Below are 18786 nucleotides of genomic sequence, written 5' to 3'. Positions count from 1 at the left end.
CACGCCACGGATGCCCGGTAGCGATTCATCCGGGCCGTCGAGCAATTCGCGCGGCTTCTGGCTCCCGCGATGGCCGGGTGGCGTTCCCGCCCAGGTGCGGCGATGAGTCAAACCAGCCCGAACCAGCCAAGCGCGGCGCCGGCGGCGAGCAGCCACAGCAGGTGCAGCCGGAAGCGCCAGATGATCAGGGCGGTGAGCACTGTCACGAGCCACAGGCGCCAGTCGCCGGGCGCGTCGGCGTGGACGCTGGCCAGTGTCCACGCCGTCGCGATCAGCAGCGCCACCACGATCGGCGCCATGCCCTGCCGGAACGCCTGCACGCAGCGCAAGCCGCGGTTGCGGTGACCCCATTGGGCGGCGAGGTAGGCCAGGGCAGAACTGGGCAGCAGGATGCCGGACATGGTCAGTGCCACGCCCAGCAGGGCGGTGGGGACGCCGCCAGCGTTCATGCCGATATTCCATCCGAGCAGGGCGATGAACAGCACATTGGGTCCCGGTGCCGCCTGGGCGATCGTCACCGATGCATTGAACTGGGATTCGCTGAGCCAGTGCTGCTGATCTACCAGGTAACGGTGCATGTCGGGCGCCGTGGTGATGGCGCCGCCGATCGACAGCAAGGATAGCGAGAGGTAGTGGTAAAACAGGTTGAGCCAGTCGCCCCATCCCAGCGCCAGCACCGGTACGCCGCTCACGGCTTGAGCTTCCGGTAGCAGAGCAGGCAGGCGGCGGTGCCCAGGCCGGCAAGCACGTAGAAGAGCGGCCAGCGTAGCAGCGCCACGGCGCCGAAGCAGGCGGCGCCCAGCGCGATGGCGAGCGGGCGGCCCAGCGGATTGGCGCGCAATGCGCTCAGCAGCCTGAGCCCGGTGGCCGCGAACAGCCCTGCGGCCACGGCCCCGGTTCCGCGCAATGCGCCGGCCACGCCGGCGTGGTCGGCAAAGCGGGCATGCAGCAACTCGAGCAGGACCACCAGCACCAGCGGCAGCGCCAGCAGGCCTGTGGATGCGGCCAGCGCGCCGGCCAGGCCGAACGAGCGGCCGCCGATCATCAGCGCCATATTGACCACGTTGGGGCCGGGCATGATCTGCGCCACCGCCCAGTCTTCGACGAACTCCTCGCGCGTGAGCCAGCGCTTGCGCTCCACCAGTTCCTGCTGCACCACCGCCAGCACGCCGCCGAACCCTTGCAGGCCCAGCAGCGTGAACGTCACGAACAGGTCGGTGGGAGAGCGGGGCTCGCGGCGGTCGTTGCCGCTTTCCGGATGATTCGCACGCATCGCCGGCATACCTTATTGGGCCTTGATGCCAAGCTGCCTGATGGTCTTGCCCCAGCGCTGCGTGTCGGCCTCGACGATGCCGGCGAACCGCTCGCGCGACATGGCTTCCACCTCGATCCCTTCGCGGCTGAGTTTCGCCACCACCTCAGGGTCGCGCAGGACCTTGCCGACCGCCTCGTGCAGCTTCTGCACCACCGCCGGCGGCGTGCCGGCGGGCGCGAAGAAGCCATACCAGGGCGCGTACTCGAAACCCTTGATGCCCGCTTCCTCCATGGTCGGCAGGTTGGGCAATGCCGGCGAACGCTTCTTGCCCGAGGTGGCGATCGGGCGGACCATGTCGGACGCGATGAAGGGCATCACGGCCGGAATCGTCAGCAGCATGGACTGGATCTGGCCCGAGACGAGTTCGGTCAGCGCGGGGCCGGAACCCTTGTAGGGTACGTGCTGGAGCTTCACGCCGGTCATCATGCCGAGCACCGCCATGGGCAGGTGGCCGGCGCTGCCGATGCCGCCGGAGCCATAGTTGATCGAGCCCGGCCTGGCTTTGGCCAGCGCCAGGAAATCGTCCATGGTCTTGACCGGCAGGGTCTTGGTCACCACCAGGACGTTCGGCGTGGCGCCGATATAGGCCACCGGCAGGATGTCGCGCCTGGTGTCATAGGGGAGATGGCTATAGAGCGAATCGCTGAATACCAGTCCCATGTGGTGGATCATCACGGTATAGCCGTCGGGTGCCGCGCGCGCCAGCATCGCCGTGGCGATGGTGCCGCCCGCGCCTCCGCGGTTGTCGACGACAAAGGGCTGGCCGAGTTCGCGGCCCAGTTTCACCGCCAGCACGCGCGCCACCAGGTCGACGGTACCGCCCGCGGCGAAGGGCGCCAGGATGGTGACCGGCTTGGCCGGCCAGTCGGCCGCGCGGGCCGGCACGGCCGCGGTGGCGGCAACCAGCGACATGCCCGCGCAAAGAACAGAAAACTTCCGAATCGACATGCTTGTCTCCTGGTACCACGTTTGCCGTGGTTTTTTTCTGCTCTGTGCCGCAACTACGCGCGCGCCCGGTCCCGGAGCCTGTCGACCGCACCGGGACGCGAACCGCGAACCGCGAACCTCGAACCTCGAACCTAGAAGGCGAATCGATAGCGTGCCACCTTCTCCTCGTCGAGTTCGACGCCGAGCCCGCGGCCGGCCGGAACGGCGGCCGCGCCACTGCTGATGTCGAGCTTGTGGGTCACGATATCGTCGGAAGTCTTGAGCGGGCCGACGCATTCCAGCCCCTCGAGCACGTCGGCGCTGGTGCATGCCAGCATGATTTCCGCCGCGGTGTTGACGCCCAGCCCGAAGCCGTGCCCGATGACCACCTTCATGCCGGCCGCGCTGGCGGTTTCCAGCATGCGCCTGCAGGTAAGGAAGCCGCCTTGCTTCATCACCTTGAGCTTGACGATATCGGCGCAATTGGCGCGGATCACCGCGATCAGGCTGGCGTGGTCGGTGATCGATTCGTCGGCCATCACGGGGATGCCGATGGCCTGCCTCACCTTTGCCATGCCGGCGAGATCGTCTTCTGCCACCGGCTGTTCCAGCAGTTGCAGGCCGATCGGCTCCAGCAGGCGCCCCAGCGCAATCGCCTCCTCGACGCTGTATCCGGCATTCGCATCGGCACGCAAGGCCATGGAGGGTCCAACCGCTTCGCGCACCGCCGTCAGGCGGTCGCGGTCGGCCTCGATGCCTCCGCCGACCTTGATCTTGGCCGAGCGGAACCCGCGGTCGAACCATTTGCGGGCCTCCGCGGCCGCCTCGTCGGGCGGGACAATGCCAATCCACGCATTGAAGCGCACCGTGTCCACCACGGCGCCGCCCAGATACTGGTGCACCGGGATATCGAGCCGGCGCGCCAGCATGTCGACGCAGGCCATCTCGATCGCCGCCTTGGCGTCGAGGTAGCCGGCGCGTCCGGCGTTCATGCGCTGCATTACCTGGTGCGGATTGCCGGCGTCGGCGCCCTGTACCAGCGGCGCGAGCTGGTCGCGGATCGCCAGCAGCGACTGTTCGATGGTCTCCACCGAATAGCCGGGCGAGGGATCGATATTGCCCAGTCCGATCGAGCCGTCTTCCGCGGTGAGGCGTACCAGTGCGCTTTTCTGCACGGTCTTGGTCACATAGGCATTGCGAAAGCCCGGGCCGACCAGCGGCACGGCCACGCCGAACACCTCGACGCGGCGAATGGGAAGGTGCAAGCCATCCATGTTCACGACTCCAGCGCCATGCCGGCCGCGGCCGGCTCGAAGGCTTCGATGGCAGGGCCCTTGATCTGGGTGCGGTGCATGATGCGGGAGGCATTCGGGTCAAATGCGTCGCGGCGATGCAGCGTGCAGCGGTTGTCCCAGAGGATCAGGTCGTGCAGTTGCCATTCCTGGCGGAAGGTGAATTCGGGCCGGGTGGCGTGCTCCCATAGCGCATCGAGCAGGGCATTGCTTTCGGCGAGGTCCATGCCCGTCACATAGCTATTGCGGCGGCGGCCGAGGAAAAGCGCCGGGCGCCCGGTGTCGGGATGCACGATCACAAGGGGATGGTGCGCCCCGGGCGCTTCGCGCGGATCGGTCACCTCCTTCATGCCCTTGCGCATCATGCCGGCGCTATTGTACGTGGCATCGTGAATGGCGCGGCGGCCCTTGACCAGCGCCTTCATGTCGCCAGGCAGGGTCTCGTAGGCGAGGTACATATTGGACCAGTAGGTGTCGCCACCGCCGGGCGGAATCTCGAGCGCATGCAGCAGCGCGGCGCGCGGCGGCCGCTCGACATAGGTCATGTCGCAATGCCACACCGCTTCGCCGTCGCCCAGGTTGCCGATGGGCATGCCATCGACCTTCACATTGGAGATCACATTGATCTCGGGGAATTCGCTGAGGAAAGGCTTGCCGTAGGGATTGGGGCCCGGCGGATCGAGTTCGCCGAACAGCCGGCTGAAGCCCAGCAACTCCGGATCCGACAGCGCCTGGCCGCGAAAGCGCAGCACGAGGTGCGTGGCCCAGGCCTGGCGAAGCTCGGCCAGGATATCGTCGCCGACCGGCCGGCCGAGGTCGATGCCGCTGACATCAGCGCCGAGGCTTGGCCCGAGCGGCGTAACGGAGATGCGTGTCATGGTGGCTGCCCTTCCGTGGTGAATTGGAGTGCCCCCAATATAGACCTGGTACCCGATAGCGTAAATGATATAGATTGCGCATCAAGTTATACGGATCTAGTATCCCCCACGCCGATGCCGATTCCTGCCCGCGCCATGACTTCACCAGCCAGCAAGCCGTTGCAGCGCCGCCATATCGAAGCCCTCGTCGCTGTCGGCGACAGCCATTCCGTGCATCGCGCCGCGCGTGAGCTCGGCATGCCGCAGCCCGTGCTGTCGCGCCTGCTTGCCGAAGCGGAAAGCCTGCTGGGCGCCCGCCTGTTCGAGCGCTCCAGTCATGGCAGCCTGCCGACCGAGCAGGGCAAGGCGGTGCTGTCCCAGGCGAGATTCGTGCTGCGCGCGATCGAGCGCCTGAACGACGCCACCGCCGAGTCGCTGCGGCGGCCGATTCAGCTCGGCTGCATTCCGCGCGCAATGCATACCCTGATGCCCGGACTGCTCGCCCGGCTCTATCCGGCGGTGCCGGCCGATGCGTCGGCGCAGGCCGCCGGCACGCCTTACCAATTCCGCGTGGTCGAGGGCAGCTCGAAGATGTTGTTCGACCAGATAGCGGCGGGCAGCCTGGATTTCGCCATCCTGCGCAGCATCGCGCGCGACGGCGAGGAGGGCGATGACCTGGTGGTGGAGCGCCTGTACCAGGAGCGCACGGTGATCATCTGCGCGGCCGGCCATCCCACCATTCCGGCGGGCCCGATTGCCCTGTCTCGCCTGGCTGGCCAGGGCTGGGCTTTGCCCGAAGCCGAGACCAGCTCGCGGGCGACCTTCGATGCGTTCTGGAACGAGCACGGCCTGGCCAAGATCAGGCCGGTCATCGAAACGCGTTCCTTCGAGTCAAACCTGGCCCTGGTCGCAGGCACCAGCCTGGTTTCGATCGCGCCGGAATCCGTTGCGCGCAGCCATGTGGCGTTCGGGCTGCTGCGCATCGTCAAGCTGCGGCGGCCCCTTCCGGCGAACCCGGTGATGCTCGCCTTCAACCGCATGGCCAACGACGATCCCTTGCTCAGCGGCTTTCGCCAGATGATTCACCAGACCGCGCGCTCGCGCGAATGATGCCGGCTGGCTGCGGCCCGGCGAGACGTCACCAACCGAAGGGGCGCCGACACGCAGGATCACCGGTTCGCGCGGGGGGCGGTCGGGCGCCGGCTTGCGCAGGATCGCGCCGGCGTGCGCGGTCAAGTCGGCCGCCGTGGCGGCGTGGCGGTGGAGAAAACCGTCTCCGCGGACTTGCCGGGGCGCCAGGCGGCGCCCCGGCCATCAGCTATGCCGTGCGGCTCGCCGCCAGCACCGCCGGCACCGCCATCTGCGCCAGCATGCGCAAGGTGGCGATCTCGCTGCCGGTCCATGCATTGCGCGCGGCGAGGAAATTGAAGGTGCCGACACACTGCCCGTGCTCGCAGACCGGGACATTCACCACGGCGGAGAGGCCCAGCCCGCGGATGACCGCGATGTCGTCGAACACGGCGGCCAGCGCGGTGTCGCCTTCGCCCACGAAGACCTGGCCCTGGTGCAGCACCCGGATGGTCCATGGCGTATCGGCCTTGTATTTGCGGCCGCCGACCGGATAGGCGCCGGTGTCAGAAGACCAGAGCCGCTCGATCTCCGCGCTCGCGCGCCGCCAGGCGTTGATGGTGAGCAGGCCGGGGCCGAGCAGCGCGGCGGTGGCGCTGCCGAGCGCGTCGAAGGCGGCCGCGGGCGCGGGGGCGCGAGCCAGCGCATCGCATAGCGTAGCGAGCAGGTCGGCAGGCAGCGTCACGCAGGCTGCTGCATCGGGGTTGTATCCGTTCACGGTATCACTCTCCCTTGATGCCCAGTTCGCGGATCAGTTTGCCGTAGCGGTCCGCATCGCGATGCAGGATGGTGCCGAACTGCTGCGGCGTGGAGGTGGCGGTTTCCACGCCGATGGCGTTCATCTTCTCCTTCACCTCGGGCATCGACATGATCCGGTTGATTTCCTGGTTCAGGCGCGCCACCAGCGCAGGCGGCATGCCGGCGGGACCGAAGGCGCCGTACCAGACCGACAGCTCATAGCCGGGCACGGTTTCCGCCACGGTCGGCACATTGGGCAGCAGCGGCGAGCGCTTGCTCTCGGTGACGGCGATCAGGCGCAGCTTGCCGGCCTTCACGTGCGGCAGCGTCTGCGTGCCGGCGGAGAACAGCAGCTGGGTCTGCCCGGCCACCGTGTCGACCACCGCCGGCGCGCCGCCCTTGTACGCGACATGCAGCATCTGCACACCGGCCATCTTCTCGAACAGCACCGCGCTCAGGTGGTTGGTGGAGCCGGGGCCGGCGCTGGCATAGGCCAGCTTGCCGGGATTGGCGCGCGCATACGCGATCAGTTCCTTGACGTTGTGCGCCGGCACCGAGGGATGGATCACCATGGTGTTGGTGACGTAGGCCAGCAGGCCCAGCGGCGTGAAGTCCTCCACGCCGCGGAAGGGCATATTGGGCATCAGCGCGGGGTTCATCGCATGCGTGCTCATGGAGCCGACCAGCAGCGTGTAGCCGTCGGGTTTGGCGCGCGCCACCATGGCCGAGCCGATATTGCCCGAGGCGCCCGGCTTGTTGTCCACGATCACCGGCTGGCCCAGCGAGCGCGTCAGGTGCTCGGACAGCACGCGCGCCAGGATATCGGTGGAGCCGCCCGCGGCCCACGGCACGATCAGCGTGATGGGCTTGGCGGGATAGGCATCCGCCGCCGCGGCGCCGGTTGCGGCGCAGAACAGCGAGAAGGTGGCAAGGCCCAGCAGGCAGCGCTTGAGGACGGCTTTCATGTCTTTCTCTCTCCGATGGCGATGCGGGCCGCGCGGGGCGGTCCGCCTTTGATTCGATCTGGTTCGAACTGATTCGATGTGGCTGGTGTGGCTGGTGCAACGGATGCAACTGATGCAGCTGATGCAGTTGATGCAGCCGATGCATCTGGTGTCGCTGGTGCAGTAGTTGTGGCTGTGTTCCGGTGATGCCGTGCGACCGGGAACAACCCCGCTCACCGTCCCACCGCATACCCCTGCATCCCGCGCGCATTGGCGCCGGCGCGCAGGACCAGCCGTCCCTGCGCATCGCGCTCGCGCGTGCAGGCCGACATGCGGCCTTCCGACCAGGGCTCGCCCACCTTCACTTCGTGGCCGCGCGCGCGCAGCTCGGCAATGGTGTCGTCGGGCAGGCGCGACTCCACGCTCAGGCGGTTGAGCACCACCGAGCGCGGCCAGAAGGACCCGGGGAAATGATCGATATGCCAGGCCGGCGAGTCGATGGCTTCCTGCAGGTTCATGCCGTGCACGGCGTGGCGCAGGAAGAAGGCGACCGACCACTGGTCCTGCTGGTCGCCGCCCGGCGTGCCGAACACCATGTAGGGCTCGCCGTCGCGCAGCGCCAGCGAGGGCGACAGCGTGGTGCAGGGGCGCTTGCCGGGCGCCAGCGTGTTGGGCAGGCCCGGCTCGAGCCAGGTCATCTGCAGGCGCGTGTTGAGCGCGAAGCCGAGCGCCGGAATCACCGGGCTCGACGACAGCCAGCCGCCCGACGGCGTGGCCGCGACCATATTGCCGTGGCGGTCGATCACGTCGATATGGCAGGTATCGCCGACGAAGATCTCGCGCTCGGCCCATTCCGTCACGGGTGGCATTGCCGCGAAGGTGGGCTCGCCAACGCCAAAGCGCACGTCGGCGTCGCGCAGCGTGCGCTCGGCCGCGCCGAGATCGGGCAGGCGCGGCGCGGTGCCGTCGACCGTGCCGGGGCGGATGTCGGGCGAGGCCTGCTGGCCGATCAGCCGCGCGCGCGCCGCGAGATAGCCGGCGTCCAGCAGGCCGGGCAGGGGCGCAGCGCCGAAGCGCGGATCGCCATACCACGCCAGGCGGTCGGCCATGGCCAGCTTGGCGGCCTCGGCAATGCGGTGCACGAATTCCGGCGAGGTGGGGGCATGCGCCGCCAGGTCCGCGTGGCGCAGCATGCCAAGTTGCTGCAGGAAGGCCGGGCCCTGGCTCCAGATGCCGCACTTGGCCACCGTGTAGCGGCCGAAATCCAGCGTGGCCGGCGCTTCCACCTCCGGCGTCCAGTCCGCCATGTCGTCAAGGCGCAGCAGGCCCTTGTGACGCTCGCCGGTGGTGTCGCGCACGGCCTGCGTGCGGCAGAACGCGTCGATTTCCCTGGCCACGAAGCCCCGGTACCAGCATGCCATGGCGGCGTCGATCTGCTGCTCGCGCGTGCCGCCGGCGGCCGCCGCCGTCTCCAGGATGCGCGTATAGGTGCGCGCCACGCCGGGCGTGGCATGCAGGCTGCCCGGGCGCGGCACGCGGCCGTCCGGCAGCCATACCTCGGCCGAGCTGTGCCATTCCTGCTGGAACAGCTCGCGCACCGCGAGGATGGCTTGCGAGATGCGCGGCACCAGCGGAAAGCCGTCGCGTGCATAGGCGATGGCCGGCGCCAGTACGTCGGCCAGCGGCCAGGTGCCGTAGTCGCGCAGCATGGTGAGCCAGGCACCGAAGGCGCCGGGCACGGTGGCGGGCAGCAGGCCGATGCCGGGCACCAGGTCCAGTCCCATGGCGCGCAGCGCGGCGGGATCGGCCAGTGCCGGGGCGGGGCCCTGCCCGCAGATCGAGCGCACCGCGCGTTCGCGTTCGCTCCACAGCAGGATGGGCACCTCGCCGCCGGGTCCGTTGAGATGAGGCTCCACCACCTGCAGCACGAAGCCGCCCGCCACGGCCGCATCGAAGGCGTTGCCGCCGCGCTCGAGCACACTCATGGCGGTCTGCGACGCCAGCCAGTGGGTGGACGAGGCGACGCCGAAGGTACCGACGATTTCCGGGCGGGTGGTGAACATGGGGGCTCCGAGACGAGGTGGCGAAGGGGGTGATACCCGGCAAGTATAGAAGTCCCGGATAACCAATTGCAGCCGATTAATTATTGTTGTATGAAAGATTGGTTATATATGGAGGACCCGCCATGCCGACCGCCGCCGACCAGCTCCAGCACAACCTGATCTCGCGCCTGCGCCTCAAGCATCTCGCGCTGCTGCTGGCGCTGGACCGGCAGCGCTCGGTTTCGCGCGTGGCGGCGGAGATGGATCTGTCCCAGCCCGCCGTGACCAAGGCGCTGCGCGAGATCGAGGAGATCTTCATGGTGCCGCTGTTCGTGCGTTCGCGGCGCGGCCTGGAGCCCACCGATACCGGCGCGGCGGTGCTGGCGCACGCACGGCTGGCGATGGCGGACACCGAGGCGCTGGGGCGCGAGCTGGCCGTGATCGGCGCCGGCCTGCACGGGCGGCTGCGCATTGGCGTGATTCCCTATGTGGCGCCGGTGGTGCTCGACGCGGCCTGCTCGCATGGCCTGCAGCAGCAGCCGCGCGCGGCAGTGCTGGTACGCGAAGGCACCACGGACGAACTGGTGGCGGCGCTGCGCGCGCACGAGCTGGACTGCGTGATCGCGCGCTCCTTCTACGCGCCCGGCGACGATATCGTGCAGGCGCCGCTGTACCGGGAGGAGCCGGCGCTGGTGGTGCCGGTGGCGGCCGCGGCGCGCCTGGCGCGCGGCAAGCTGGACTGGCAGCGCCTGGCTGCGCTGGACTGGATCCTGCCGCCCGGGCACACGCCGATCCGGCGAACCATCAATACGCTGTTCGCGACCGCCGGCGCGGTGCCGCCCACGCCGATGGTGGAGACCTATTCGATCAAGACTATTGCCACGCTGCTGCGCACCCAGCCGCGTGCCATCACCATCGTGCCGCGTGCCGTCGCGGCCGAACTGGCGGCCACCGGCAGCGCTGCGGTGCTGCCGCACAACCTGACCTGGGACCTGCCCGCGGTGGGCGCGATGTGGCTGCGCCGCAGCGGGCAGAGCGAGCCGCTGCTGGCGCTGGTGCGTGCGCTCCAACTGGCCGTCCCGGCAAGGGGATAGGCCGCGGGCCGCGGACGGAAAAACGGCGCCGGGATCAACCGGCGCCGCGTGCGCAGCGGGAGAAGCCTGCGGCGCGCTTCAGGCCTTGGCGCCTTCGGTGAAGACATCGACCTTGCCGCTGCGGGCGCCTTCGGTGTACGGGTCGAAGCTGCGTGCCGGCGCGGCCGAGACGCCGCTGCGGTCCAGGCCGGCGATGCGGGCGCCTTCGGTGAACGGATCGAGCTTGCCGCTGCGGGCGCCATCGGTGAAGGCGTCGTGCGTGCGGAAATCGTAGCCGTACTTGTCGCCGGCTTGGAGATCGCGGGCGGAAGCGGCGTGGGCGTTGCCGGTGGCGGCGAAGGCGGCGAACGACAGCACGAGGGTGGAAGCGAGCTTGAGGGCGAAGGTCTTGGTCATGATGGGCTCCAGTATCTGAAAATTCGTTGAATTTCGTTGATTGTTCGTTTGCATCTGCCAGGACGCTGCCGCAGTGTTTTTGCTTGTTTGCGTGCTGTCCATGTCACGAACTATAGGGGAGTCATCCAGGCCTAAGAGCGCACTTATCAGGATTTATTGTTCAGAATTTTTGAATATGGGTTTTCAGGGGATACGGCATCAACGAGCGGCATCAACGACTGGCATCAACGACTGGCATCAACGGCCGGCATCGTCACGGCCCGCCGCGTCCTTTTCCTTGCCAAGGCGCGGCGGATAGAGCGGGTGCCGCAGCGCCGCGTAGACCAGCACGGCGGTGGCAATGGCGGTGATCCAGTCGATCAGGTCCATCATGGCGTTCCCCGGCGGGCGCCGGCTGCGCGCGGGGCTGGACGGGCCAGGCCGAGCAGCGCGTGGCTGCCGTCCTGCGCGGCGGTCGGCTCTCGCCCCTTGCCCCAGCCAACTGCCGCGCGATAGCTGCCGGCGTGGTGCGGCGGCGCCGCCGCGGTGTGGTCCGCCGGCTGGCATGCATCCGCCAGGGGCGCCACATAGAGCGCATCCTCGGGGCAGTACAGCTCGCACATGAAGCAGGTCTGGCAGTCATGCTGCCGCGCGATCGACGGTACGTTGCCGGGGACGATGGCGAAGACATTGGTGGGGCACACGCGCACGCAGATATTGCAGCCAGTGCAGCGCGCGCTGTTCAGCAGTTCGATCATGCCGCGGCTCTCCACCCGGACTCCGTCCCGCCACCGGGCTCGTCGCGCACGGCTTCGCGCGTGGTCCACACCGCGTCCAGGCCGCCGCTGACCAGGCGATAGCGCTGGCTCGCATCGAGCCCGGGATGATCGGTGCGCCGGTGCATGCCGCGCGTCTCCGTGCGAGCCAGCGCGCTGCGGTACATCCAGCGCGCGGTGGCCAGCATGGCGGTGGCTTCGCGCGTGCGCAGCGCCCGTTCGCCGTCGCGTTGCGGCGCGCGCTGGCCCCACTGATGCCAGAGCGCATCGAGCCGCGTGAGCGAATCGGCCAGGGTCTCGCCGTGGCGGAACCAGTTGCGCGCATAGGGAAAGACCTCGGCCTGCACGGCGGCGACCAGTACCTGCGGATCGGGGCCGGGAGCGGGCCCGGCGGGCAGGACCTGTGCGCCGTCGCCGGCGCCGGCACCGCGCAAGGGTTCGCCCGCAGCCGCGGGCGCGTCTTGCGCGAACGCAGCCGCACCTTGGCCGGCCCACCAGCCGGACGACATTGCCCATGCCGCGTTGTGGCTACCGCCGCCGGTGAAGCCGCCGCAGATCAGTTCGCGCGTGGCGGCGTCGCCGGCGGCGTAGAGGCCGGGCACGCTGGTGGCGCATTGCGCGTCGGCAATGCGCAGGCCACCGGTGCCGCGCACCGTGCCTTCCAGCCTCAGCGTGACCGGGAAGCGCTGGGTAAAGGGATCGATGCCGAGCCGGTCGAACGGCAGGAAGAAGTTCGGCTGCGCGCTGCGCATCCACGCCCGCACCTTGGCGTCGGCGCGGTCGAGCCGTGCGTGCACGGCCTGCGTCTGCAAGGCGCGCGCGATCACGCCGCGCCCATGCGCCGAGCCCGCGCCTTCGAGTTCCTGGCCCTGCGCGTCGTAGAAGGTGGCCCACTGGTAGAACAGCGATTTGGTCACCGAGGAGAAGGCGGGCCCGAGCCCGTACGCGTTGGAGAATTCCATGCCCGACAATTCGGCGCCGGCTTCCACGGCCATCAGGTGGCCTTCGCCGGTCAGCACGTTGCACCCCAGCGCGCGGCTGAGGAACGCGCAGCCACCGGTGGCGATCACCACCGCGCCGGCGTGCACGCGCCATTGCGCGGCCTGCCCCTCGCGTGGCTGCCGGTGCAGGCCGCGCGCGCCGCGCACCCTGCCGCCGGCGTCGACCAGCAGTTCCAGCGCGGGGCTATGGTCCAGGAGGCGGCCGCCCGCCGCCTTGACGCGCTTGCGCATCAGGCGCATGTACTCGGGCCCCTGCAGCGAATTGCGCCGGCTTTGCCCGTTCTCGTCGCGCGGGAAGGGATAGCCCCATTCGGCAAGGCGTTCCAGTCCGGTCCAGGTGCGGTCCAGCACGCGGTCCATCCACGCCGGCTCCGCCAGCTCGCCGCCCAGCGTGTAGCGGCTGGCCCTGGCCGCCGCACGCGCCGCGGGTTCGGGCGCGACATGCCAGATCGCCGTGCCGGCCGCGGCGGTGGCGCCCGATGCGCCGCAGTATCCCTTGTCGGCCAGCACCACGCGCGCGCCGCGTTCGGCCGCGGCAATCGCTGCCCAGGTGCCGGCGGGCCCACCGCCGATCACCAGGACATCGGCTTCGAGCGAATGGATATCGGCGCGCTGTTCGCGCTCTCTGGATGGCATGCGACGGTTCCTCCGGATCGTGGTGTACCGGAGGACAGTAGCCACGGCGCGCCGCGCGCACAACGAAGGATTGGTGAGAACCTTATGCGGTTGTCGCGGGAGGCAGGTCCGCCGCGACGGTCAGTCATCCCGCGTCAACACCTCCAGCAGCTCGATCTCGAACACCAGGTTCGAATTCGGCCTGATATGTTCGCCCACCTGCCGCTCGCCGTAGGCGAGGTGCGCCGGGACGAACAGCCTGCGCCTGCCGCCGGTCTTCATGCCCATCAGCCCGATGTCCCAGCCCTTGATGACGCGGCCGGTGCCGATCACGCACTGGAACGGCTTGCCGCGGTCGTGCGAGGAATCGAACTTGGTGCCGTCTTCGAGGTAGCCGGTGTACTGGGTGGTGATCAGGGCGCCCTTGACCACGGCCTTGCCGGTGCCGGCTTCGATGTCTTCGATCTTCAGTTCGGTGCTCATTGCGTTGTCTTGCCTTGTCTTGCCTTGTCGTGCCCTTTCGATGCGCCGGTGCGTGCGCTATGCGGCGAAGGCCGCTGCCGCGCCCAGCGTGGCGCGGAACGGCGGTTTCCACGAAAGGATGTGTTGCGTCATGAGGGGGCCGATACTACTACGTGTTCTCCGCCGGCTCGGGCGGCAAGCATTGCGAGCGCAACCTCAGGCCGGACCATATGCAGGCCATCTGCATGTGGTTCCTGCCGGACCCTGCGCTCGTACTGCGAAGCGAAGGCACGGCAGTACGCCGCGGCAGGCTACCCGGCGGATACCGGCGGATTGCTCTGGGCGAGCCGGGCGCCCTGCTCGCTCATGCCAGCAGCAATATCGTGCCGCAGCCGACCAATGCCGCCGTCCAGACCTTGTCCAGGTTGATCCAGCCGGTACGCAGGAAGGCCACGCCAACGCGGTCGTACACCAGCAGCGCCACGGTGCCGATGGCTAGCAGCATGGCCAGCGTATGCAGGCCCAGCGCCAGCAGCGCGGGCACCAGCGCGCCGCCCGTGGCGGTGGCGGCGCCGCACAGCGGCAGCATCACCGGCACCAGCATCAGTCCCGCGCCGTGCGCGCCCGCCATCAGGAACGACCACAGTGCCAGCCCGGCCATGCCGGCCTGCATGCCCACGCGCGGGTGCCGGCGGTGCCCGCGCAGCGCGTGCCACGCGGCCCAGCCGACCAGCACCGCGCCGCCGGCGCGCGCCAGCCAGGCCGGGTCCAGCAGGCTGCCCAGGGTCAGCGTGGCGGCCAGTACCAGCGCGACCGCCAGCGCATGGCCGAGCGCGATCGGCAGCAGCGCCAGCAGCACCACCTTGCGGCGCCCGCGATGGAGCCCGAGCGCGACCGCGAACAGCCAGCCCATGGCGGGATTGATGCCGTGGAACAGCCCTAGCGCGGCGACCGCGAGCCACGGCCACCAGAGCGGCCACAGCGCGGCCCATTGCGCGGCGAGATGCGTCTGCGGCGCGATGGCCGCACCGGTGAACATGGCGGCTCCGGGCCGTTATGGATAGCAGTACGAGTCCGACGAGCAGTCGCCGCCCTCCAGCCGCACCTGGTGCGGCCGGTGGCCCGCCGGCCAGCGCAGGAAGAAGCGCGGATCGAACGCGATGCCGCCGTCGGGCGCGGCATCGAGCTTGACCATCCAGCCGTCGATGCCTTCCGGGTAGAACTGCGCATCCACCGCGCCGTACAGCGAGTTGGTGAAATAGACGCGGCGGCCGTCGCGGCTGATCTCCACCATCTGCGGGCCGCCGTTGAGCGCGGCGCCACCGGCGCCCGGATGCGTGGCGCGCGAGACGATGCCGCCGATGCGCACGCGTCCGGTCTGCTTCGGCGCGAACGGGTCGGAGACGTCGTACTGCAGCAGGTCGCCGGTGCCCCAGCACGAGACGTAGAGGAAGCGGTCGTCCATTGACAGGTCGATGTCGCTCACCAGCGGCGGCACCGCCTTGAAGCCCTTGAGGATGGGCGGCAGCAGGTCGGGGTCGGCGGGCTCGGCCGGGATATCGATGATCTTGCGCACGGCCCATTTGTCGCCGTCGCGGTACCAGGTCCAGATCGACGAGGACAGGTCCTTGAGGCTGATCACGCAGTTGACGAAGCCGTAGGCCTTGGTGGGGTTGTGCGCGGGACGCAGCTCGAACACCAGCTGGTACTCCTCGCCAAAATCGATCTCCTGCAGATGCTTGCGCTTGTTGAGATCCCAGAAATGCAGGCGGCGCCCGTAGCGCGAGCCGAGCAGGATCTCGGGCACCAGGCCGTCTTCGATCATGTCCGGCGTGCCCCATTCGCTGGTGACCAGCGTGTCGTAGCCGAGATGCCACCAGCCGTCGTAGGCGAACTGCTGCGGGCCGCGCTCCACTTCCCATTGCCCGAGGGGGTCGAAACTCTGCTGGTCCAGCAGCATGATGCCGCCCGGCCCCTTGCCTTCGCCATTGCCGAGTGCCGTCAGGAAGATGCCGCCGGGGCCACAGTGCACTGTGTGCGGGCGCGAATAGCCGGTGCGCTCGGCCAGTTCGCCCGGCTCGATCACCTTGGCGATGGCGGGCCGCAGCGGATCGGGCCTGGTGTCGATGATGTACACGCGCGAGGAGCGCAGGCCAGGCACCACCAGGTAGCGCCGTTCCATATGCGGGTGCGGCGCGTTCGGGCAGAGGCAGGAGGAACAGGCGTTCCAGCCGAAGTGATGCAGTTCGTCGCCGGCATTCGGCATGGTCACCTGCCCGACGATGGTGGCGTAGGACGGCGAGGCCGGGTCCGTATCCACCACCGCGATGCCGTCGGGCTGGCTGCGCGTGGGATCGAACATCGCCACATAGGCGAGTGATTCGGGCGGCGCCTTCGCTGCGAGGCGGGGCGACGGGTAAAAGCTGGGGTCGGGCTTCCAGGTTGCCATGATGCGCCTCCTTGTGCCTATGCCGTATATCCCCGCCTGGCCCCGCATGCCGCGCGCGTGCGCTTGACCGGCTGGACAGGGGCGGGATTTGAACTATAGGACACATCGGGGCGCAACCCGAACGCGCCGGTCCAAAGCGAAGCGCTGCACCACAAGCTGTGCCATACGCCCGGCGGCAGTTTCGGCCTGCCACACACGGAGGTGCATGCCATCCGCGCGTGCCCGGCAAAGCCGCGACCCGGCAACGCTTGCAGGACCCGTTCGACGGTTTGCGGCCGCGGTAGCCGCGCGCCGCTACGCGACCATGCCACTACGCCACGGTCACGCGGGCCGGTCCGCCGGTGGTCTCGCCGATCACGGCGGCGTGCTGGAAGCCCTCGTCGCGGAAGAGCGCAAGAACGTCGTCCACCGTGGCCGGATCGCACGCGACCAGCAAGCCGCCGCTGGTCTGCGGATCGGTGAGCAGGGCCTTCTGCGCGGCGCCGATCTGCGGCAGCAGTGTCACCTCGCCGCCGTAGCTGGCCCAGTTGCGCCCCGATGCGCCGGTGATCACGCCGTCCGCGGCCAGCGCGGCCACCCCGGGCAGCAGCGGGATCCGCTCCATCGCCAGGCGCGCGCCCACGCCGCTGCCGCGGCAGACTTCCAGCAGATGCCCGAGCAGGCCGAAGCCCGTCACGTCGGTGAGCGCATGCACGCCCGCCATGCCGGCCAGCAGGCGGCCCGGGGTATTGAGTCGCGTGGTGCTGGCGATCAATTCGCGGTAGCCGTGCGCATCCAGTCTTTCCTTCTTGATGGCGGCCGACATGATGCCCACGCCGAGCGGTTTGCCGAGCACAAGCACATCGCCGGGCCGCGCGCCGCAATTGCGCTTGACGTGGTCGGGATGCACCAGGCCCATCACGACCAGGCCGTAGATCGGCTCGACCGCATCGATGGTATGGCCACCCGCAATGGGGATGCCCGCCTGCGCGCAGATCGATTCGCCGCCGGCCAGGATGGTGCCGATGACCTCGGGCGGCAGCTTGTCCACCGGCATGCCGACCAGCGCCAGCGCCATGATCGGCGTGCCGCCCATGGCGTAGACATCCGAGATGGCGTTGGCCGCGGCAATGCGGCCGAAGTCGTAGGGGTCGTCCACCACGGGCATGAAGAAATCCGTGGTGGCGATCAGCGCCTGGGTGTCGTTGAGCTTGTAGACGGCGGCGTCGTCGCTGGTCTCTATGCCCACCATCAGGGCGGGCGGGGCCGGCAAGCCCCGCGCGTTCTTCAGGATCTCGGAGAGAACGGCGGGCGCGATCTTGCAGCCGCACCCGCCGCCGTGGGAAAAGGCCGTCAGCTTGATCGCCGTGCTGGCCGGCCGTTTGGGCATCGTCTCTTGCGTCATGAGTCTCCCTATGCAATCCGTCGTGAAGCGATGCGGTAGCCGAACGCAGCGGGATCGACGCTGTCCAGCGTGCCGGCGACGCTCTCGCCGTTCGGGTACATCAGGAACGGAACCGGGGCCTCCTTGCTGCCAGGCAGCGCCACGTCATGGCCGTGGTTGTAGGCCACCCAGTTCATTTCCCACGCGCCGAACAGCATCGCGCGCGCCGAGCGCACCTTCCAGTGCGTCATCGGCAGCCCGCCGGGCGCCTCCTCGAGCGCGACCTTGCGCACATCGGCGGGGTCTACCGGCACCCAGCCGTAGCCGGCGTTGTAGAACTCGGCCCGGCAATGCTGCGCCTTGGAGATGTCGCCGGCCTTGCCCATGGCCTTGAAGCCGTAGGCGGAGGTGTCCACGCGCACGCCGTAGGCATCGCGCGCCGGTATGCCGGAGGCGCGCGCCAGCGCCACGAACAGGCCGTTGATGTCCGCGCACTTGCCGTTCATGATGCCGCCGGTGCGCAGCATGGCCTGCACGTCGCCCACGCCGCAGCCGCGCACGCTGGCTTCGCGGCAGGTGTGGTCGATCACCCATTCGTAGAGCGCGCGGGCGCGCGTCATGTCGTCCGGCGCGCCGGCCGTGATCTGCAGCGCGGTGGCCTTGACGATGCCGTCGGTGGGCAGCAGCCGCGTGGGCCGGAGGTATTCGCGCAGGGTGGCGGCCGATTCGCGCGGCGCGCGCGCCGAAGGCGGCTGGCCAAGGTCGGTCTTGCGGTCGCGCAGGGCCACCACATTGGTCAGCGTGGCATGCAGCGGCTTGCCCTCGACGGCGTCCGGGCCGGGCCAGCGCAGCGCCAGCATGCGCGCGTCGTAGCCGGGCGCGAGGGTATCCCGGGCCATGGCGCCAGGGGCACTCCAGGTGGTGGACAAGGTTCGCTGGTAGTCATCGATGCGCGCGGCGGTCATCGGCACCCACACGCTGGCCGGCGCCGCGGCCGCGGGCAGCGTGACCTCGGTGGTCACTTCATAGATGCGCCAGCCTTCGGCCGCGGGCAGCGCCTCGGCGCCTTGCGCGCCGGCGCGGGCCAGGCCGGCTGTGCTCGCAAGGACGGGCGCGGCCGCGCCCGCTTTCAGGAAAGAACGACGGTCCATTTGCACTCCTCCCACTCAAAGCCAGGGCAATGCGCGGCAATATGCCTGCCCAATGCATAGTAGGCCGGCGCGGCACAAGCGGGGAGCACAACATGATGCGCACGCATGCTGCGGCACAGCAAATGAAAAGCGGGCGAGGAGTAGGGAGAGGAGTAAGCAGAATAGTAAGAGTAAGCATAGGCCAGCTCGGCCTAAGCCGTGCACGCCGCTGTTTCGGTGGGCGGAGGAGTTCGCCGCTAAATCCGAAGTTCCACCAG

At 69.1% G+C, this 18786-nt stretch carries 19 protein-coding genes; 2 read left to right on the top strand and 17 right to left on the bottom strand.

The features are described from left to right. Positions 1–107: 107 nt before the first annotated feature. The 5 genes from AC1DKV_RS11880 to AC1DKV_RS11860 all read right to left on the bottom strand — a co-directional run bounded on the left by AC1DKV_RS11880 (position 108) and on the right by AC1DKV_RS11860 (position 4412). Entirely contained in the window at positions 108–692 is a 585-nt protein-coding gene (locus AC1DKV_RS11880) for a chromate transporter (RefSeq protein WP_441614640.1), read from the bottom strand. Then, the gene (locus AC1DKV_RS11875) at positions 689–1282 is read right to left on the bottom strand and encodes a chromate transporter (protein ID WP_441614638.1); all 594 of its coding nucleotides are present in this window, start codon (positions 1280–1282) and stop codon (positions 689–691) included. The genes AC1DKV_RS11880 and AC1DKV_RS11875 overlap by 4 nt, the downstream gene beginning before the upstream one ends. A 3-nt stretch (positions 1283–1285) precedes the next feature. Then, positions 1286–2263 carry a Bug family tripartite tricarboxylate transporter substrate binding protein gene (locus tag AC1DKV_RS11870; protein WP_441614636.1) on the bottom strand — a complete coding sequence of 326 codons (978 nt, stop codon included), beginning with the start codon at positions 2261–2263 and terminating at the stop codon, positions 1286–1288. A gap of 131 nt (positions 2264–2394) precedes the next feature. Further along, positions 2395–3516, bottom strand: coding sequence for a mandelate racemase/muconate lactonizing enzyme family protein (locus AC1DKV_RS11865; protein WP_441614634.1), 1122 nt, complete (start codon positions 3514–3516; stop codon positions 2395–2397). A 2-nt stretch (positions 3517–3518) separates the two neighbouring features. Further along, complete coding sequence (locus tag AC1DKV_RS11860) at positions 3519–4412, bottom strand: TauD/TfdA dioxygenase family protein (protein ID WP_441614632.1); 894 nt, start codon at positions 4410–4412, stop codon at positions 3519–3521. A 135-nt stretch (positions 4413–4547) separates the two neighbouring features. On the opposite strand from AC1DKV_RS11860, the gene AC1DKV_RS11855 reads away from it, so the two are divergent. After that, positions 4548–5501: a LysR family transcriptional regulator gene (locus AC1DKV_RS11855; RefSeq protein ID WP_441614630.1), complete on the top strand. Its 954-nt coding sequence runs from the start codon at positions 4548–4550 to the stop codon at positions 5499–5501. Between the two features lie 208 nt (positions 5502–5709). Here the strand turns inward: AC1DKV_RS11855 and AC1DKV_RS11850 are convergent, their stop codons facing one another. From AC1DKV_RS11850 to AC1DKV_RS11840, 3 genes are all read right to left on the bottom strand, one after another. Beyond that, the gene (locus AC1DKV_RS11850) at positions 5710–6237 is read right to left on the bottom strand and encodes a GAF domain-containing protein (protein WP_441614628.1); all 528 of its coding nucleotides are present in this window, start codon (positions 6235–6237) and stop codon (positions 5710–5712) included. Between the two features lie 4 nt (positions 6238–6241). Beyond that, positions 6242–7222, bottom strand: coding sequence for a Bug family tripartite tricarboxylate transporter substrate binding protein (locus tag AC1DKV_RS11845; protein WP_477137609.1), 981 nt, complete (start codon positions 7220–7222; stop codon positions 6242–6244). 212 nt (positions 7223–7434) lie between these two features. Further along, entirely contained in the window at positions 7435–9264 is a 1830-nt protein-coding gene (locus tag AC1DKV_RS11840) for a gamma-glutamyltransferase family protein (RefSeq protein WP_441614624.1), read from the bottom strand. 122 nt (positions 9265–9386) lie between these two features. On the opposite strand from AC1DKV_RS11840, the gene AC1DKV_RS11835 reads away from it, so the two are divergent. Then, a complete protein-coding gene (locus AC1DKV_RS11835; RefSeq protein ID WP_441614622.1) occupies positions 9387–10337 on the top strand; it encodes a LysR family transcriptional regulator in 951 nt (316 codons plus the stop codon). Between the two features lie 78 nt (positions 10338–10415). On the opposite strand, the gene AC1DKV_RS11830 is transcribed toward AC1DKV_RS11835, so the two are convergent. From AC1DKV_RS11830 to AC1DKV_RS11790, 9 genes are all read right to left on the bottom strand, one after another. Beyond that, positions 10416–10733 carry a hypothetical protein gene (locus AC1DKV_RS11830; protein ID WP_441614620.1) on the bottom strand — a complete coding sequence of 106 codons (318 nt, stop codon included), beginning with the start codon at positions 10731–10733 and terminating at the stop codon, positions 10416–10418. 237 nt (positions 10734–10970) lie between these two features. Continuing rightward, the gene (locus AC1DKV_RS11825) at positions 10971–11105 is read right to left on the bottom strand and encodes a hypothetical protein (protein ID WP_441614618.1); all 135 of its coding nucleotides are present in this window, start codon (positions 11103–11105) and stop codon (positions 10971–10973) included. Further along, a complete protein-coding gene (locus tag AC1DKV_RS11820) occupies positions 11102–11470 on the bottom strand; it encodes a 4Fe-4S binding protein (RefSeq protein WP_441614616.1) in 369 nt (122 codons plus the stop codon). The genes AC1DKV_RS11825 and AC1DKV_RS11820 overlap by 4 nt, the downstream gene beginning before the upstream one ends. Beyond that, on the bottom strand, positions 11467–13125 hold the full coding sequence (locus tag AC1DKV_RS11815; RefSeq protein WP_441614614.1) for an FAD-dependent oxidoreductase: 1659 nt from the start codon (positions 13123–13125) through the stop codon (positions 11467–11469). The genes AC1DKV_RS11820 and AC1DKV_RS11815 overlap by 4 nt, the downstream gene beginning before the upstream one ends. A gap of 120 nt (positions 13126–13245) precedes the next feature. After that, complete coding sequence (locus AC1DKV_RS11810) at positions 13246–13587, bottom strand: FKBP-type peptidyl-prolyl cis-trans isomerase (RefSeq protein ID WP_441614612.1); 342 nt, start codon at positions 13585–13587, stop codon at positions 13246–13248. A gap of 343 nt (positions 13588–13930) precedes the next feature. Next, complete coding sequence (locus tag AC1DKV_RS11805; protein WP_441614610.1) at positions 13931–14605, bottom strand: hypothetical protein; 675 nt, start codon at positions 14603–14605, stop codon at positions 13931–13933. Between the two features lie 15 nt (positions 14606–14620). Next, positions 14621–16015: a selenium-binding protein SBP56-related protein gene (locus AC1DKV_RS11800; RefSeq protein ID WP_441614608.1), complete on the bottom strand. Its 1395-nt coding sequence runs from the start codon at positions 16013–16015 to the stop codon at positions 14621–14623. A gap of 310 nt (positions 16016–16325) precedes the next feature. Then, positions 16326–17399 carry a selenide, water dikinase SelD gene (gene selD / locus AC1DKV_RS11795; protein WP_441614606.1) on the bottom strand — a complete coding sequence of 358 codons (1074 nt, stop codon included), beginning with the start codon at positions 17397–17399 and terminating at the stop codon, positions 16326–16328. Between the two features lie 8 nt (positions 17400–17407). Next, entirely contained in the window at positions 17408–18529 is a 1122-nt protein-coding gene (locus AC1DKV_RS11790; protein ID WP_441614604.1) for a transglutaminase-like domain-containing protein, read from the bottom strand. Positions 18530–18786 lie beyond the last annotated feature (257 nt).

The organism is Cupriavidus sp. 05T41 (assembly GCF_056396525.1).
The sequence above is the reverse complement of the archived record's forward strand: the minus strand, read 5'-3'. Positions and strand labels throughout refer to the sequence as shown.

Excerpts from the sequence above, each read along its gene's own strand:
- AC1DKV_RS11875 (WP_441614638.1), bottom strand. The coding sequence starts at position 1,282 with ATGCCGGCGATGCGTGCGAATCATCCGGAAAGCGGCAACGACCGCCGC.
- AC1DKV_RS11870 (WP_441614636.1), bottom strand. The coding sequence starts at position 2,263 with ATGTCGATTCGGAAGTTTTCTGTTCTTTGCGCGGGCATGTCGCTGGTT.
- AC1DKV_RS11865 (WP_441614634.1), bottom strand. The coding sequence starts at position 3,516 with ATGGATGGCTTGCACCTTCCCATTCGCCGCGTCGAGGTGTTCGGCGTG.
- AC1DKV_RS11860 (WP_441614632.1), bottom strand. The coding sequence starts at position 4,412 with ATGACACGCATCTCCGTTACGCCGCTCGGGCCAAGCCTCGGCGCTGAT.
- AC1DKV_RS11855 (WP_441614630.1), top strand. The coding sequence starts at position 4,548 with ATGACTTCACCAGCCAGCAAGCCGTTGCAGCGCCGCCATATCGAAGCC.
- AC1DKV_RS11845 (WP_477137609.1), bottom strand. The coding sequence starts at position 7,222 with ATGAAAGCCGTCCTCAAGCGCTGCCTGCTGGGCCTTGCCACCTTCTCG.
- AC1DKV_RS11840 (WP_441614624.1), bottom strand. The coding sequence starts at position 9,264 with ATGTTCACCACCCGCCCGGAAATCGTCGGTACCTTCGGCGTCGCCTCG.
- AC1DKV_RS11835 (WP_441614622.1), top strand. The coding sequence starts at position 9,387 with ATGCCGACCGCCGCCGACCAGCTCCAGCACAACCTGATCTCGCGCCTG.
- AC1DKV_RS11830 (WP_441614620.1), bottom strand. The coding sequence starts at position 10,733 with ATGACCAAGACCTTCGCCCTCAAGCTCGCTTCCACCCTCGTGCTGTCG.
- AC1DKV_RS11825 (WP_441614618.1), bottom strand. The coding sequence starts at position 11,105 with ATGATGGACCTGATCGACTGGATCACCGCCATTGCCACCGCCGTGCTG.
- AC1DKV_RS11820 (WP_441614616.1), bottom strand. The coding sequence starts at position 11,470 with ATGATCGAACTGCTGAACAGCGCGCGCTGCACTGGCTGCAATATCTGC.
- AC1DKV_RS11815 (WP_441614614.1), bottom strand. The coding sequence starts at position 13,125 with ATGCCATCCAGAGAGCGCGAACAGCGCGCCGATATCCATTCGCTCGAA.
- AC1DKV_RS11810 (WP_441614612.1), bottom strand. The coding sequence starts at position 13,587 with ATGAGCACCGAACTGAAGATCGAAGACATCGAAGCCGGCACCGGCAAG.
- AC1DKV_RS11805 (WP_441614610.1), bottom strand. The coding sequence starts at position 14,605 with ATGTTCACCGGTGCGGCCATCGCGCCGCAGACGCATCTCGCCGCGCAA.
- AC1DKV_RS11800 (WP_441614608.1), bottom strand. The coding sequence starts at position 16,015 with ATGGCAACCTGGAAGCCCGACCCCAGCTTTTACCCGTCGCCCCGCCTC.
- selD (WP_441614606.1), bottom strand. The coding sequence starts at position 17,399 with ATGACGCAAGAGACGATGCCCAAACGGCCGGCCAGCACGGCGATCAAG.
- AC1DKV_RS11790 (WP_441614604.1), bottom strand. The coding sequence starts at position 18,529 with ATGGACCGTCGTTCTTTCCTGAAAGCGGGCGCGGCCGCGCCCGTCCTT.